The following is a 15,558-nucleotide window of genomic DNA, read 5'->3' as shown; positions in this document are numbered from 1 at the left end:
CTGTGATCCACGCCCTGAAGAGGCGGTGCGATCCAGCTTGACCTTGACGTAACGTCAACTTGCAAGCTGGTTGCACCGCCTCGACAGGGAAGGAGTTCAGGTCATGGTCGCGGGCACCCGGACCGGTGAATGGTCCATCCAGGATCTGGCCAAGGCAGCCGGTACCACCAGCCGCACGCTGCGCCACTACGGCGAGCTGGGGCTGTTGCCGCCGAGCCGGATCGGGACCAACGGGTACCGCTATTACGACCAGGACTCTCTCGTGCGGTTGCAACGCATCCTGCTGCTGCGAGAGCTCGGCCTCGGCCTACCGGTCATCGCCGAAGTGCTCGCCGGAGAGCAGGAGGCCACCGCGGCACTGCACACGCACCTGGAACTGCTTCGGCAGGAACAGGATCGGATCCGGCGTCGGATCGAGTCGGTGAACTCAACGCTGCGCAAAATGGAAAGAGGTGAAAAGCTCGTGGCAGCAGAAGTTTTCGACGGGTTCGACCACACCAGGTACAAGGACGAGGTCATCGAGCGGTGGGGCAAGGACGCCTACGAGAGCGGTGACCGGTGGTGGCGTTCGCTGAGCGAGGCCGAGAAGCAGGCCTTCCAGCAGACCCAGCTCGATATCGCCGCCGATTTCGGCCGGGCCCATGCGGCCGGTCTGGATGCCGGAAGCGATGAGGTGCAGGCCATCACCCAGCGCCACTACGAGTGGCTGACCGGGGGTTACCAGGGCAAGCGCCCGGGCGCCGACCATTTCGCCGGACTGGGCGAGATGTACGTCGCCGACCCGCGTTTCGGGCAGAACTACGACCGGCACGGCGAGGGCACGGCCGAGTTCGTCCGCGACGCCATGCGGATCTACGCCGACCGCAACCTCCGCTAGCCGAGGGGCCGCCGGATCGGGTCCGGCGGTCCACGGTTTCGCCGACGCCCGCACGGGGAACCTCCGCGTGCGGGCGTCTTCGGCTCGCTCGCTGTCGGGACCGCACGGTAGAGTTCCGGCGACATCGAGAGGGGGGCGTCCCATGAGTTATCCCTATGGTCACCCGGGTCAGGGTCGGCCCGGTTACCCAGCGCCGCACAATTACGGACCGCCGCCCGGTTACGGCGCGCCGCCCGCGTACGGGCAGCCGCCGGGCTACGGCTATCCACCGCAACCGCCGCAGCAACAGGCAAGCGGCGGAACGGGAATCACCGCGGGCATTCTCGCCATGATCTGCGGTGCGCTCTACGTCTGGGGCGTCATCCGGGCGGTGCAGCTGACAAACCAGCTGGGCGCCCCCGTGGTGAGCGGCGCCCGCCGACGCGGCGGTGGCGGCAGCAGCTCCCGCAGCGACGTCGACATCGACCTCGATTTCTCCCAGAACACCGCCGACATCATGCTGTGGCTGACCGGCCTCATCGCCTTCCTGATGCTGCTCGGCGGTCTACTGCTGGTGTGCCGCACCAAGTTCGGCCGCGTCACCGTCATCATCGCCAGCGTGCTCGCCCTGATCAACATCGCCTGGGCGATCAGCATCATCGGCACGATGGTCGGCCAGATGTTCCTCGACCTGGCCCTGGTGGTCGCCGTCCTCATCCTGGCCTCCCTCAGCGCCACCGGCCGCTGGATCCGCGCCCCCCGCACCCCGGCTCTCGCCGCCCCCGCCCCGATGTACGGGCACTACCCGTACCGGTAGGCCCGGCCCGCTCATCGCAGACGGAGCAGCTCGGCGAGCGCCGCGAATACCTGACCCAGCAGTGGCGGCGCCTGCACGAGATCGCCGGAGCCGAGCAGGTTCCGCCCGCGCCCACCGTGCGCTCGTTGCGGGCCACCCCGGAGCGCCGCGCGTTCGGCAGGGTGCGGCTCCACCTGCGTGCCCGCTTCGACCAGCGCCGCACCAGTTCGCCGTCGCCGGTGTAAGCCCCGCCATACCGACGTGGAGCCTGGTCGAGCGGTGAGGTCGGGGCCCGGCCCGTCCTCTCGTCCGCACCGCGGCGCGTCGTCCTGGCAGCCGTGCGGTCGTGTTCGGGTTCACCGCGGTCTTCGCGGTAGTCACGCTCGGCCGGAACCGGTGGATCCCACCCGGCAGAGGTCGTCACCGGGCGCCCGGACGGTGCCTCCGCGCAGGTGACGAGCACGGGAAACCGGTGGCAGAACGCCTGCCGGATGCGCACCCCGCGACTCGACCCGGACCTCACGGGGAAGTCCGATACTCTGGGCTCCCGTGACCGTCGCATCGTCCCCCGGTAACTCCGCGTCCTCCGATTCCACCTTCGACCTGATCGTGGTCGGCTCCGGCTTCTTCGGGCTGACCGTTGCCGAACGCACCGCCACGCTGCTCGGTAAGCGGGTGCTGGTGCTCGACCGTCGCCACCACATCGGCGGTAACGCCTATTCGGAGCCGGATCCGCAGACCGGGATCGAAGTGCACAAGTACGGTGCGCACCTGTTCCACACCTCGAACAAGCGGGTCTGGGATTACGTCACCCAGTTCACCGAGTTCACCAACTACCAGCACCGCGTGTTCGCGATGCACAAGGGACAGGCCTACCAGTTCCCGATGGGACTCGGGCTGATCTCGCAGTTCTTCGGTCGCTACTTCACCCCGGACGAGGCCAAGGCGCTGATCGCCGAGCAGTCCGCCGAGATCGACACCGCGGACGCGCAGAACCTCGAGGAGAAGGCGATCTCGCTGATCGGCCGCCCGCTCTACGAGGCTTTCATCCGCGACTACACCGCCAAGCAGTGGCAGACCGACCCGAAGGAACTGCCCGCGGGCAACATCACCCGGCTGCCGGTCCGCTACACCTTCGACAACCGCTACTTCAACGACACCTACGAGGGCCTGCCCAAGGAGGGGTACACGAAGTGGCTGGAGAACATGGCCGCCTCCGACCTGATCGAGGTGCGGCTGAACACCGACTGGTTCGACGTGCGTGAGGAGATCCGGGCGGCGAATCCGGACGCTCCGGTCGTCTACACCGGCCCGCTGGACCGCTACTTCGACTACGCCGAGGGCGAGCTGGGCTGGCGCACCATCGACTTCGAGACCGAGGTCCTGCCCACCGGCGACTACCAGGGCACTTCGGTGATGAACTACAACGACGCGGACGTGCCCTACACCCGCATCATCGAGCCGCGCCATTTCCATCCCGAGCGCGCCTACCCGGAAGACAAGACCGTCATCATGCGCGAGTTCTCCCGCTTCGCGCAGACCGGTGACGAGCCGTACTACCCGATCAACACGCCGGAGGACCGCGCCAAGCTGCTGGCCTACCGCGAGCGCGCCAAGAACGAAACCGCAACGGCCAAGGTCGTTTTCGGTGGCCGTCTGGGCACCTACCAGTACCTGGACATGCATATGGCCATCGGTAGCGCGCTGAGCATGTTCGACAATGTGCTCAGGCCGCATCTGGAATCGGGCGCGCCGCTGACCGACAGCGAGCAGGCGTAGGTGCGCAGGCCCCGAATCCACGCCGCGACCACAGGGAACGAATGACCTCGCAACCGATTCTGGAAGAGATGACGACCGAGACCCGAGCCAAGGCGCTGCTGCAACGCATCATCCTGCCGCGGCCGGGCGAACCGCTGGACGTGCGGACCCTCTACCTGGAGGAATCGCCGACCAACGCCCGTCGCGCGCACGCACCGACCCGCACCTCGCTGTCGGTGGGCGCGGAGTCGGAGGTGTCGTTCTGCACCTACTTCAACGCGCTGCCCGCCAGCTACTGGCGCCGCTGGAGCATCCTGAGCTCGGTGGTGTTGCGGCTGGAGCTGGCCGGGCACGGCCGTGTCGACGTCTACCGCTCCAAGGCCGACGGTTCCCGCATCCACGTGCAGGGCCGCGAATTCGCGGTCGAACCCGGCGCCGACTCGACCTTCGTGGAGTTCGAGACCGAGCTGGCCCCGTTCGAGGACGGCGGCTGGATCTGGTTCGACATCACCACCGACACCGCGGTCACCCTGCTGGCGGGCGGCTGGTACGCCCCGGTCGAGGCGCCCGGCGACGGCAGCATCGCGGTGGGCATGCCGACGTTCAACCGCCCGACCGACGCGGTGAAGACCCTGGCGGCGCTCGGCTCGGATCCGCTGGTGCTCGATCAGATGAAGGCCGTGATCATCCCTGATCAGGGCAACCGCAAGGTCGTCGACGAACCGGGCTTCGCCGAGGCCGCGGCGGTACTCGGGGACCGGCTGGCCATCCACGATCAGCCCAATCTCGGCGGTTCCGGCGGCTACAGCCGGGTCATGTACGAGGCGTTGAAGACCACCGACGCCCAGTACATCGTCTACATGGACGACGACATCGAGATCGAGCCCGATTCGATCCTGCGCGCGCTGGCCTTCGCCCGGTTCGCGAAATCGCCGATCCTGGTCGGCGGGCAGATGCTCAACCTGCAGGAACGCTCGCATCTGCACACCATGGGCGAGGTCGTCGACCGCGGCATCTTCATGTGGACCGCGGCGCCCAACGTCGAATACGACCACGATTTCTCCAAGTATCCGCTGCGCGACCGGGACAACTCCAAGCTGCTGCACCGGCGCATCGACGTCGACTTCAACGGCTGGTGGACCTGCGTCATCCCGCGTCAGGTCGCCGAGGAGCTCGGTCAGCCGCTGCCGCTGTTCCTGAAATGGGACGACGTCGAGTACGGCCTGCGCGCCCGCGCCGCCGGCTATCCGACGGTCACCCTGCCGGGCGCGGCGGTCTGGCATATGGCGTGGAGCGACAAGGACGACGCCATCGACTGGCAGGCGTACTTCCATCTGCGCAATCGCCTGGTGGTCGCCTCGCTGCATCTGCCCGGCGACGGCAAGCCGATGGTCGTCAACACGATCAAGGCCACGCTCAAGCATCTGCTCTGCCTGGAGTACTCCACGGTCGCGATCCAGAACGAGGCGATCCGCGATTTCCTCGCAGGCCCCGAGGGCCTGTTCGACCTGCTGCCGAGCGCGCTCGGCAAGATCCACGCGATGCGCAAGGACTACCCGGACGCGGTGGTGCTGCCGTCGTCGACGGAGCTGCCGATGGCCAGCCACCACAGCGTCGGCGCGGTCGGCGAGCCCGGTAATCCGCTGGCCAAGGTGGCGCGCCTGGCCAAGGGTGTGGTGCACAACTTCCGCAAGGTCGATCCGGTCAACCACGACACCCCCCAGCTGAACGTGCCGACGCTGGACGCCCGCTGGTTCCTGCTCTCCCAGGTCGATGGCGTCACCGTGACCACGGCCGATGGTCGCGGCGTCGTCTACCGCAAGCGCGATCCGCGCAAGGCGGCCGAGCTGCTCAAGGAAGCGCTGCGGCTGCGCAAGGAACTCACCGCCCGTTTCCCGGAGATGCAGCAGCGCTACCGGGCCGCCCATGCCGAGCTGACCAGCGCGGCCGCATGGGAGAAGACCTTCGGCGTCAGTCAGAACGGAACCGAGAAGTGAACGCGATGAACCCGAGCCTGCCCCTGGTCGATCCGGCCCAGGAGGGGTGCGGCGGCGCCTGCGCGTGCAGCGGCGAATACGTCGAGGTCCCGCGCGAGGTCGCGATCATCAACGCCGTGCAGGGCACCATCGGCGCCAACCCCACCGTCGTCTCCGCCGCCCGCGCGATGTCGCACTTCGGTGAGCACGCGCTCGGCTGGGTCGGCATCGCCGCCGCCGGCTGGCTGGTGGACAAGCCGCGCCGCAGGCAGTGGGCCGGGGTTGCGGTCGGCGCGGTCGGCGCGCACGCGGCCTCGATCGTGATCAAGCGGGTGGTCCGCCGCCCGCGCCCGAACGATCCGTCGGTGCAGGTCAACGTGTCGACGCCGAGCAAGCTCAGCTTCCCGTCCTCGCACGCGACCTCCACCGCCGCCGCTGCGGTGTTGCTCGGCAGATTGACCGGGCTACCCTTGCCAGCGGTGCTCGTCCCGCCGATGGTGCTGTCCCGGGTCGTGCTCGGGGTGCACTACCCCTCGGATGTGCTCGCCGGTTCCGCGCTCGGTGCGGCGTCGGCTGCCGCGTTGATCGGTACCGAGAAGCGATTGGCTTCGCGACGGGCGCGTAAACATGACCACTGAAGAAAAGGCCTTGGTTGAGATGAGTGAAGAGCCGACCGGCGCCGATCTGGCCGAAGCCGTCGTCAAGGGCCCGCCCAAGACCTTGGCCGGTGGCCTGATCAAGGCGGTCCGGCCCCGGCAGTGGGTCAAGAACGTCCTGGTGCTGGCCGCGCCGCTGGCCGCGGGCCCCGATGTGCTCGGCGACGCCTCGGTGCTCGCGCATGTCGCGATCGCGTTCGTCGTGTTCTGCATGGCGGCCTCTGGCATCTATCTGGTCAACGACTCCATGGACGTCGAGGCCGACCGCGCCCACCCGACCAAGCGGTACCGGCCGATCGCGGCCGGTGTGGTGCCGGTGAACCTGGCCTACATGCTCGCGGTGGTGCTGCTTGCCGGTTCGATCCTCGGCTCGCTGCTGGCATCGTGGCAGCTCGCGGTCGTGATGGCGGTCTACATCGGCATCCAGCTCGCCTACTGCTTCGGCCTCAAGCATCAGGCCGTGCTCGACATCTGCATCGTGTCCTCGGGCTTCCTGCTGCGCGCCGTCGCCGGTGGCGCGGCCGCCGATATCGGCCTGTCGCAGTGGTTCCTGCTGATCATGGCCTTCGGTTCGCTGTTCATGGCGGCGGGCAAGCGCTACGCCGAATTGCAGATCGCGCTGGGTACCGGCGCCAAGATCCGCAAGTCGCTCGAGTACTACACGCCCACCTACCTGCGTTTCATCTGGACGCTGGCCGCGACGGCGGTCGTGGTGTTCTACGGCCTGTGGGCCTTCGAGCAGGGCGAAGCCAATAACACGAACTGGTACGCCATCTCGATGGTTCCGTTTACCATCGCAATCCTGCGGTACGCGGTCGACGTCGATGGCGGCGAGGCCGGCGAACCGGAAGAGATCGCGCTGGGGGACCGGGTCCTCCAGTTCCTCGCAATCGCCTGGATCGGAGCGGTAGGTGTCGCTGTCTATCTCACCTGACGAGATGCTGGTAGCGGGAGCGGAGGGAACCGAATACGCGGAGCGGGCGGCTGCCGAGGAGCAGCCCGCCCCGGCCTCGCGTATCGCCCGACTATCCCGGGCCACATTCGTCGGTGGGGTGGTGCTGACCGCCGCACTGTTCGCGATCGGTGGCTGGCAACGCCGCTGGATCGCCGACGACGGCCTGATCGTGCTGCGCACCGTGCGCAATCTGCTCGCGGGCAACGGCCCGGTGTTCAACGCGGGCGAACGGGTCGAAACCAACACCAGCACAGCGTGGACCTATATCGTCTGGTTCTTCAGCTGGCTCACCCAGGCGCGGCTGGAGTACGTGGTGCTCGGCGTCGCGCTGACGTTGTCGGTGCTGGCGATCGTGTTCGCCATGCTCGGCTCGGCGCGGCTGTGGGGCGGATCGTCCTCGGCGCTGCTGCTGCCAGCGGGCGCACTGGCCTACATCGCGGTGCCGCCCGCCCGTGACTACGTGACCTCCGGCTTGGAGAGCGGTCTGGTCATCGCCTGGCTCGGCCTGCTGTTCTGGCTGATGGTGCGGTGGAGCCAGGCCGAACGCGTCCGGGTGCCCGGCCTGCTCGGGCTGGTGTTCCTCGCCGGTCTGGCGCCGCTGATCCGCCCGGAGATGACGCTGGTCGGCGGACTGGCGCTGCTGATGATCTTCCTGGCGCCGATGCCGGCCACCCGGCTGCGCCCGAGCCTGCTGCGACTGATCATCGTCGCGGTCGCCGGCCTGCTGCCGCTGGGCTACCAGATCTGGCGGATGGGCTATTACGGTCTGCCGTACCCGAATACGGCCGTGGCCAAGGATGCCGGTGGTGCGAAATGGGGGCAGGGCTTCACCTACCTGTGGGATCTGGTCGGGCCGTACTTCCTCTGGGTTCCGCTGCTGATCCTGCTCGTCGCCGGGATCGTCGCGGCGCGTGCCGGACGGGCCGGCGCGGAGCAGGCCGAGACCGAGGATCCCGATGAGCCGAGGGCCCGCTGGACGATCCGGTTCCGGCAGTGGCTGCGTTCACCGAGTGCCGTCGTCGCCCTCATGCTCGGCAGTGGCGTCATCCTGACCGTCTACGCCCTGCGCGTCGGCGGCGATTTCATGCACGGCCGGATGCTGCTGTCGCAACTGTTCTGCCTGCTGGCCCCGGTCGCGGTGCTGCCGGTGCGGTTGCCAGAAGCGGGGCTGCGATCGATCTCGGCCGGCAGCGGTGCCTTCGTGCTGACCTCGCTGGCGCTGGTCGGCACGGTGGTGTGGTCGCTGCTGGCGATGGGCACCACCGCGATCACCACCGGCACCAAGATCAGCTCGTCCGGCATCGTCGACGAACGCGTCTACTACGTGCTCAACACCGGCCACGACCATCCGATCCTGGCCGAGGACTACCTCGATTACGCCCGGATGCGGCCCATGGTCAACGACATCATGGCCAATCCCAACGGCGGGCTGCTGCTGAATTCGCCGTCGTTCATGTTCTGGTACGTGGCGCCACCGCCGCAGCCCATCCCCGAGGGCGGTGCCGGCCATACCGTCTACTTCCTGAACTTGGGCATGACCAGCATGAACGTCCCGCTGGACGTGCGCGTCATCGACCCGATGGGGCTGGCCTACCCGCTGGCCGCGCACACCGAGCGGCTCGAGGACGGCCGCATCGGCCACGACAAGAGCCTGTTCCCGGACTGGGTCATCGTGGACACCGGCATGGTGGATCAGAAGCCGTGGATGCCCTGGTACCTGGACGAGAAATGGGTGACCCAGGCGCGGGTGGCGATGTCGTGCCCGCAGACCCACGCCCTGCTGCTGTCCTACCGCGGCGAGCTGACATGGGACCGGTTCAAGCACAACCTCCGCAACGCGTTGAACTTCGCGAAGTACCGTATCGAGCGGGTGCCCAAGTACGAGATCCAGCGTTGCGGGCTGGTCGACCCCTACCCGCAACCGCCCCGCTAGCGCGTTGTCGACACGCCGCGAACAAAGCGGCGTGCCTCACTTTGTCTCGTTTTGATAACGCTCTGGCATAGGTCACGGGTTAGGCTGCCGTGGTACCCCGCCGTGTCCTGCCCGAAACGTGGGCCGGGGCACGGTGGCACCGAGGAACGCGGCGACCGCCGCATGACGAAAGGCCGAGAACACATGCGAGGCGTGATCGCGCGCAGAGCGCACGGTGGCCGACCGGGAGTCCGAAGAGCCGGTTCCTGGTTGAAGCGATCGATGCTCATGTCGCTGGCAGTGCTGCTACCGCTCGGGGCGTCGGTGGCAGGCCCCGGCGCGACGGCGTCGGCGGCATTCAACCCCGCCGGAATCGACTTCTGGGTCGATTCGGAGATGGGGCCGATCAAGTCCCGCGTCTTCCGCGCCGCGGACGGCAACACCAGCCGGGTGGTCTACGCCCTGGACGGTATGCGCGCCCGTGGCGACCTGAGCGGCTGGGAGATCGAGACCGAGGTCGTCCGCGAGCTGACCAAGTGGAACATCAACGTGGTCATGCCCGTCGGTGGTCCGTCGAGCTTCTACGCCGACTGGAACGGCCCGAGCGATTTCCTCGGCCTGAACACCGGTTCGGCGGGTTCGTCGTCGGGCTCGTCGTCCGGTTCGGCCGCGACGGGTTCCTCCGGCTGGACCGAGACCCTCGGCAAGACCAACACCTACAAGTGGGAAACCTTCCTCACCCAGCACCTGCGCTGGGCGCTGCGGGACCGGCTCGGGTTCAACCCGAACAACAACGGCGTCTTCGGCCTGTCGATGGGCGGTAGTGCCGCGCTGACCCTGGCCGCCTACCATCCGGATCAGTTCAGCTTCGCCGGCTCCTACTCCGGTTACCTGAACATCTCCGCGCCCGGTATGCGTGAGGCGCTGCGCGTGGCCATGCTGAGCGCGGGCGGTTACAACATCGACGCCATGGCGCCGCCGTGGGGCCCGCAGTGGCTGCGGATGGACCCGTTCGTGTTCGCACCGCGACTCAAGGCCAACAACACCAGGCTGTGGGTCGCCGCCGGCAGTGGCCTGCCGGGCCCGGCGGATGCCACAGCGCCGCTGGACATCATCCAGGGCATGCCGCTCGAGGCGCTGGCGCTGGTGAACACCCGCGCCTTCCAGGTCCGCATGATGACGCTGGGCGCGAACAACGTGACCTACAGCTTCCCGCCCGTCGGTGTGCACAACTGGCGGAACTGGGAGTCCGAGGTCTACCGGATGATTCCGGACCTGTCGGCCCACATCGGCTAGACCGGATTCCGACCAGAAGGCCGCTCGGCACCCACCGAGCGGCCTTCTGCTTTCCCGGGGTACCTGGTGCGACCCAGGGCGGGCGATCCCGAGGAGCCCGGTTCGTGACTTCCCCGGGGCCACGAACAGACGCGACGAAGGAGCCGCAATCCAACACAGCTCCCGGCAACGAATGTGCATACGGAAGCCCGCCGGAGTTGTGGGATGGATCACCATCCAGCAACATGGAGGCATTCATTGTCGATTGATACACCAGGAACATGCACACAGGTGGGTGCGTCTCGAGATCGTCCGACGCGGTCACCCGGTGTCCGATGAGGAGGCCGGTGTCGTAGCCATGCGATTGCTGACCGGCCGTTCAGGCGAAAGGTCTAGTGGAATGCGAAGTGCGCGCAGGCCCGGTAGAACGACGCGGTCCGGCTCATGGGTGAAGCGGGCGGCGGTAGGTGTCGCCGCGGCGATGCTCGTCCCCATGGGGGTGTCCATAGCGGGTCCGGCCGCTCCCGCCTCGGCGGCGTTCAACCCGGCCGGTTTCGATTTCTGGGTCGATTCCGGGATGGGCCCTATCAAATCGCGCGTCTTCCGCGCCAAGGACGGCAACACCAACCGAGTGGTCTACGCCCTCGACGGTCTGCGCGCCCCGGAGACGCTGAGCGGCTGGGAGATCGATACCAACGTCGCGCAACTGCTCACCGACTGGAACATCAATGTGGTGATGCCGGTCGGCGGTATGTCCAGCTTCTATGCCGACTGGAATGCGCCGAGTAGTTTCGCCGGCATCCCGCCGGGCACCGGTTCGTCGTCGGGTTCGGGCGCGCTCAACGCGCTCGCCGCCGGCCCGGGTAAGAGCTACCGGTACCAGTGGGAGACCTTCCTGACCCAGAATCTGCGCTGGGCGCTGCGCGACCGGCTCGGCTTCAATCCGAACCGTAATGGCGTATTCGGTTTGTCGATGGGCGGTAGCGCCGCACTGACGTTGGCCGCCTATCACCCGGACCAGTTCAGTTTCGCCGGTTCCTACTCGGGTTACCTCAACATTTCCGCACCGGGTATGCGCGAGGCGATCCGGATGGCCATGCTCGACGCCGGCGGCTACAACGTCGATTCGATGGCGCCGCCATGGGGCCCGCAGTGGCTGCGGATGGATCCGTTCGTGTTCGCGCCGCGGTTGCGTGACAACAACACCCGCCTGTGGATCTCGGCGGGCAGCGGGCTGCCCGGCCCGACCGACGGCCCAACGGCCGGCACCGTGAACGGTATGGCGCTCGAGGCGCTGGCCCTGGCCAACACCCGTGCCTTCCAGATCAGGATGGCGACGCTCGGCGCCAACAATGTGGTCTATTCCTTCCCGAACGTCGGTATTCACGCCTGGTCCTACTGGGCCGAAGAGGTCGCGCGGATGACGCCGGATCTCTCGGCGCATATCGGCTGAGCCCCGCATTCGGCAGGGCCCTGTTCGGCACACCCCTCACGGGTGGTCCGGACAGGGCCCGAATTCATGTTGTCCGGCTATTTCCGGCGCATTTCTGCCGCTATTCCTCGAATCGATGTGCGATGTGCGAAGTACGCGGGAAAGTTGCCGGGTTCGATGCCGCGAGGAGTTCGCTGCGGTCCGTTCATGATCACTTCATCCGGCGGACCGGAACGTTCCCTCGGCGTTCGTGATCTTGGTGCGCGCCCGTTGATTTGGGATAACGAACAAATAATGAGGTCCGTCGCGACATCAACCGCGGGACACGGTAGTGTCACCGCACGATCACTGATTGTCGCGGACGGATTTCGGCCCGCACTGCAACCCCGGGTCTTGCTAACGATTCGGGGGTCGAATATCGTCCAGCGAGCATCAGTGTGACCAGATCGTTGTAGCGCCGTCGACGGCTGTACCGGAAGGTCGGGATTCGGGTACAGGCCCCGGCGGCGTCTCGTTGACACAGAACGGGTGTCGCCCGCAGCCGCGGGTGGCTCCACAACAGCAGAAAGAGAGCAGGATTCATGCGTTTCGGCAGGGCGGCCGCCCCGAAGAGGACCACGGGACGGCGAGGCGCGCCTCGCAGTTGGCGTAACCGGATTCTGGCCGTCGGCGCTGCGGCGCTAGCGCTGCCGATCGCCGCGGGTGTGGCTGCTCCGACCGCCGCCATCGCGGCTCCGGTGCACGGCCCCGCGCTGCGGGCGCCCGCCGGTGGCTACGAGGAGCTGATGGTTCCGTCGAGCATGGGTCCGATCAAGGTGCAGGTCCAGTGGGCCAGCCGCGGCGGCAACGCCGCGCTCTACCTGCTCGACGGCCTTCGTGCCCGCGACGACCGCAACGCCTGGTCGTTCGAGACCAACGCGATGCAGCAGTTCGCCAATGACAACATCACCCTTGTGATGCCGGTCGGCGGCCAGTCCAGCTTCTACGCCGACTGGTACGCGCCGTCCAACACCAACGGTCAGAAGACCACCTACAAGTGGGAGACCTTCCTGACCAAGGAGCTGCCGACCTTCCTCGAGGGTTACGGCGTCTCCCGCACCAACAACGTGGTCGCCGGTCTGTCCATGGGTGGTAGCGCCGCCCTGGCCCTGGCCGCCTACCACCGCGATCAGTTCAAGGCCGCCGCGTCCTACTCCGGCTACCTGAACATCTCCGCGCCCGGTATGCGTGAGGCCATCCGCATCGCGATGCTCGACGCCGGCCGCTACAACGTCGACTCGATGGCCGCGCCGTGGAGCCCGGCCTGGCTGCGGATGGACCCGTTCGTGTTCGCGCCGCAGCTGAAGGGTCTGCCGATGTACATCTCGGCGGCCAGCGGCCTGCCCGGTCCGCACGATCACCCGAACTCGGCGATCGGCGTGTTCAACACCGGTAACGCGATGGCCCTCGAGGCGCTGTCGCTGGTGAACACCCGCGCCTTCCAGGCCCGCCTGAGCACCCTCGGCATCCAGGCGCACTTCGACTTCCCGGCTGCCGGTACGCACAGCTGGAAGTACTGGGAGGGCCAGCTGTTCGCCTCCCGCAAGATGTTCCTGGACGCCACCGGCGGCTGGTGATCATCGGTCGCTGACGCGCTCGAAGGCGCCGTTCGTTTCCTACGGAAGCGGGCGGCGCCGTTTGCTGTGTGGTGACCCGTGTTCGCTTGTGCGGTAAGCGAATACGGCTCCACCGCCGGCGTGACCGGAGCCGATGGCGGGAAACAGGCGGCGAACCAAATGGTTTGCTATGGGCGCGTCATCCCCGGAACCACGGCCCGACCGGGGTACAAACATCCCTGTGGTAGGTATTGCGCGCGGTAGGCAGGGCAGCGGCGCACGGTTCGGCCGGCAGCCGCGCACGTTCCTGCCCGCGTTCGCCACGGCGCTGGTGCTGCCCTTCGCGGCGGGGCTCGGCGTGGTGCATGCGCCGGCCGCCGACGCTCAGCCCGCGGTCACCGCCGCCGCGCCGGCTTCGGTGCGCAATGTCATCTGGCTGACCGATCGGCATGTCGAGTTGTGGGTGAACTCGCCCGCCATGGGCGCACCGATCCAGGTGCGGTTGCTGCTGGCCCGGGATTGGAACACCCGCCCCGACGCGAAGTTCCCGGTGCTGTACATGCTCGACGGCCTGCGCGCCACCGAGGACGTCAGCGGCTGGATCAAAGATGCGGGCGCGGTCGATTTCTTCGCCGACAAGAACGTCACCGTGGTGCTGCCGGTGGGCGGGCAATCCAGCTTCTACTCCGACTGGCTCGAGCCCAACAACGGCAAGAACTACAAGTGGGAGACCTTCCTGACCAAGGAACTCCCGCCGCTACTCGAGGGCCAGTGGCGGGCCACGAATGTGCGTGGCATGGAAGGCCTGTCGATGGGCGGTACCGCCGCCATGTTCCTGGCCGCCCGCAACAAGGATTTCGTCAAGTACGCCGCCTCCTACTCCGGTTTCCTCACCACGACGACGCTCGGTATGCCGCAGGCGATCCAGTTCGCCATGCGCGACGCCGGTGGGTTCGATTCCACCGCCATGTGGGGCCCGCCGACCAGCCCACTGTGGGAGGAACACGATCCGTACCTGCTGGCCGAGAAGCTGAAGGGGATCAGCCTCTACGTCTCCAGCGGTTCCGGTGCCACCGGGCCGCACGACGCACCGAGCGGTGTGGTGCCGGGCGTGAGCACCAATCTGGCCGGGATGGGCCTGGAGATCCTGTCCAGGATGACGTCGCAGAACTTCGTCACCAAGCTCGGTGACCTGAGCATCCCGGTGCAGGTGAACTACCGTGCCTCCGGCACACATTCGTGGCCGTACTGGGATTTCGAGATGCGCCAGTCCTGGCCGCAGGCCGCTGCCGCGCTCGGCGTGGAAGCCGATAAGCCCGCGTGCGAGGTGGGTGGGGCCATCGGTCCGGTGGTTGCCGCCAACGGCTGGCTCGGCGACTGCCTGACCGGCGAGTACCCGGTGAACGGCGGTGTGGCCCAGGACTTCCGGCACGGCCGGGTGTTCTTCTCCAAAGATGGTGGCGCACATCCGGTCGCGGGCATGATCGGCGGCGGCTATCAGGCCGCTGCCGGCCCGGCCGGTGCGCTCGGCCTGCCGACCGGCCCCGAACGTGGATTGCCCGACGGGCGCGGCAGATTGCAGACCTTCCAGCATGGTTCGCTGTACTGGACTCCGCAGACCGGCGCGCAGGTGGTGCGCGGGGCGATTCTCGAAGAGTGGGGCAGGCAGGGATTCGAGGGCGGTCCCGCCGGCTACCCGGTCGGCCCGGAGATCAAGACGCCCAATCGCGATGGCGCGGTGCAGGGATTCGAGGGCGGGCCCATGTATTTCAGCCCGGCCACCGGCGTGCACCGGGTGGAGGGCCTGATCCTCGGCAAATACGCCGACATGGGTTTCGAGAACAGTTGGCTCGGCTTCCCCGCCTCGCCGGAGCAGCCGTTGAAGGATCTCGGCCGCTACAGCCGGTTCGAGGGCGGCAACATCTACTGGAGCCCGCTGTCGGGCGCCTGGGCGGTGCGCAATGGGCCGATCATGGACGCCTGGCGCGACGCGGGCTACGAGAACGGCCGCCTCGGATTCCCGATCAGCGACGAGTTCGCCATCCCCGGCGGGGTTCAGCAGAACTTCCAGGCCGGTCACATCACCATCCGCGACGGCAAGGCCCAAGTGCACCCCTGATCTTCGGCCAGGTCATCGCCGATCGGGGAAGGGTGCGGATGGATGAACCGAGGTCTGTGTCATGTGCCACACTTCGTAGCTGAGCAGCCGTATCCCGGTCTGGGTATTACCCTCGGTGTTCGCCCCCCTGGAAAACCTGAGCGGTTTGCGGCCCGTCTCGTGTTTCCGCGGCAGTTGCGCGCGCAAAAAGACAAAAGACGCCACGGGAAAAAAAAAAAAAAAGGGGGC

The 15,558-nt window shown here is 67.4% G+C and carries 12 protein-coding genes; all 12 read left to right on the top strand.

Going from position 1 to position 15,558, the window contains the following annotated elements; translation table 11 throughout:
- Positions 1 to 103 precede the first annotated feature (103 nt).
- Complete coding sequence (locus tag AC4HOU_RS07225) at positions 104 to 877, top strand: MerR family transcriptional regulator (protein WP_490724295.1); 774 nt, start codon at positions 104 to 106, stop codon at positions 875 to 877.
- 142 nt (positions 878 to 1,019) lie between these two features.
- Complete coding sequence (locus AC4HOU_RS07220) at positions 1,020 to 1,673, top strand: hypothetical protein (RefSeq protein ID WP_194990944.1); 654 nt, start codon at positions 1,020 to 1,022, stop codon at positions 1,671 to 1,673.
- 528 nt (positions 1,674 to 2,201) lie between these two features.
- The gene (gene glf / locus AC4HOU_RS07215) at positions 2,202 to 3,431 is read left to right on the top strand and encodes a UDP-galactopyranose mutase (protein WP_194990943.1); all 1,230 of its coding nucleotides are present in this window, start codon (positions 2,202 to 2,204) and stop codon (positions 3,429 to 3,431) included.
- A gap of 41 nt (positions 3,432 to 3,472) precedes the next feature.
- On the top strand, positions 3,473 to 5,407 hold the full coding sequence (locus tag AC4HOU_RS07210) for a glycosyltransferase (RefSeq protein WP_194990942.1): 1,935 nt from the start codon (positions 3,473 to 3,475) through the stop codon (positions 5,405 to 5,407).
- A 5-nt stretch (positions 5,408 to 5,412) separates the two neighbouring features.
- Positions 5,413 to 6,024 (top strand): phosphatase PAP2 family protein, encoded by a 612-nt coding sequence (locus AC4HOU_RS07205; RefSeq protein ID WP_228806547.1) that lies wholly within the window; start codon positions 5,413 to 5,415, stop codon positions 6,022 to 6,024.
- 19 nt (positions 6,025 to 6,043) lie between these two features.
- A complete protein-coding gene (locus AC4HOU_RS07200; RefSeq protein WP_130919802.1) occupies positions 6,044 to 6,976 on the top strand; it encodes a decaprenyl-phosphate phosphoribosyltransferase in 933 nt (310 codons plus the stop codon).
- Between the two features lie 4 nt (positions 6,977 to 6,980).
- Positions 6,981 to 8,930: an arabinofuranosyltransferase AftB family protein gene (locus tag AC4HOU_RS07195; RefSeq protein ID WP_195020405.1), complete on the top strand. Its 1,950-nt coding sequence runs from the start codon at positions 6,981 to 6,983 to the stop codon at positions 8,928 to 8,930.
- Between the two features lie 183 nt (positions 8,931 to 9,113).
- Positions 9,114 to 10,205 (top strand): alpha/beta hydrolase, encoded by a 1,092-nt coding sequence (locus tag AC4HOU_RS07190; protein ID WP_375139390.1) that lies wholly within the window; start codon positions 9,114 to 9,116, stop codon positions 10,203 to 10,205.
- Between the two features lie 379 nt (positions 10,206 to 10,584).
- Positions 10,585 to 11,637, top strand: a complete 1,053-nt coding sequence (locus tag AC4HOU_RS07185; protein ID WP_163813549.1) for an alpha/beta hydrolase — start codon at positions 10,585 to 10,587, stop codon at positions 11,635 to 11,637.
- Positions 11,638 to 12,197: 560 nt separating this feature from the next.
- Positions 12,198 to 13,232: an alpha/beta hydrolase gene (locus AC4HOU_RS07180; RefSeq protein WP_228806775.1), complete on the top strand. Its 1,035-nt coding sequence runs from the start codon at positions 12,198 to 12,200 to the stop codon at positions 13,230 to 13,232.
- 169 nt (positions 13,233 to 13,401) lie between these two features.
- Positions 13,402 to 15,330: an alpha/beta hydrolase-fold protein gene (locus AC4HOU_RS07175; RefSeq protein WP_490724294.1), complete on the top strand. Its 1,929-nt coding sequence runs from the start codon at positions 13,402 to 13,404 to the stop codon at positions 15,328 to 15,330.
- A gap of 42 nt (positions 15,331 to 15,372) precedes the next feature.
- On the top strand, positions 15,373 to 15,558 hold a 186-nt coding region (locus tag AC4HOU_RS07170; RefSeq protein ID WP_490724293.1), incomplete at its 3' end, for a hypothetical protein.

This window comes from Nocardia sp. JCM 38205 (genome assembly GCF_058222935.1).
The sequence above is the reverse complement of the archived record's forward strand: the minus strand, read 5'-3'. Positions and strand labels throughout refer to the sequence as shown.

Coding starts and splice junctions, on each gene's coding strand:
- AC4HOU_RS07225 (WP_490724295.1), top strand. CDS start 104: ATGGTCGCGGGCACCCGGACCGGTGAATGGTCCATCCAGGATCTGGCC.
- AC4HOU_RS07220 (WP_194990944.1), top strand. CDS start 1,020: ATGAGTTATCCCTATGGTCACCCGGGTCAGGGTCGGCCCGGTTACCCA.
- AC4HOU_RS07210 (WP_194990942.1), top strand. CDS start 3,473: ATGACCTCGCAACCGATTCTGGAAGAGATGACGACCGAGACCCGAGCC.
- AC4HOU_RS07205 (WP_228806547.1), top strand. CDS start 5,413: ATGAACCCGAGCCTGCCCCTGGTCGATCCGGCCCAGGAGGGGTGCGGC.
- AC4HOU_RS07200 (WP_130919802.1), top strand. CDS start 6,044: ATGAGTGAAGAGCCGACCGGCGCCGATCTGGCCGAAGCCGTCGTCAAG.
- AC4HOU_RS07195 (WP_195020405.1), top strand. CDS start 6,981: ATGCTGGTAGCGGGAGCGGAGGGAACCGAATACGCGGAGCGGGCGGCT.
- AC4HOU_RS07190 (WP_375139390.1), top strand. CDS start 9,114: ATGCGAGGCGTGATCGCGCGCAGAGCGCACGGTGGCCGACCGGGAGTC.
- AC4HOU_RS07185 (WP_163813549.1), top strand. CDS start 10,585: ATGCGAAGTGCGCGCAGGCCCGGTAGAACGACGCGGTCCGGCTCATGG.
- AC4HOU_RS07180 (WP_228806775.1), top strand. CDS start 12,198: ATGCGTTTCGGCAGGGCGGCCGCCCCGAAGAGGACCACGGGACGGCGA.
- AC4HOU_RS07175 (WP_490724294.1), top strand. CDS start 13,402: ATGGGCGCGTCATCCCCGGAACCACGGCCCGACCGGGGTACAAACATC.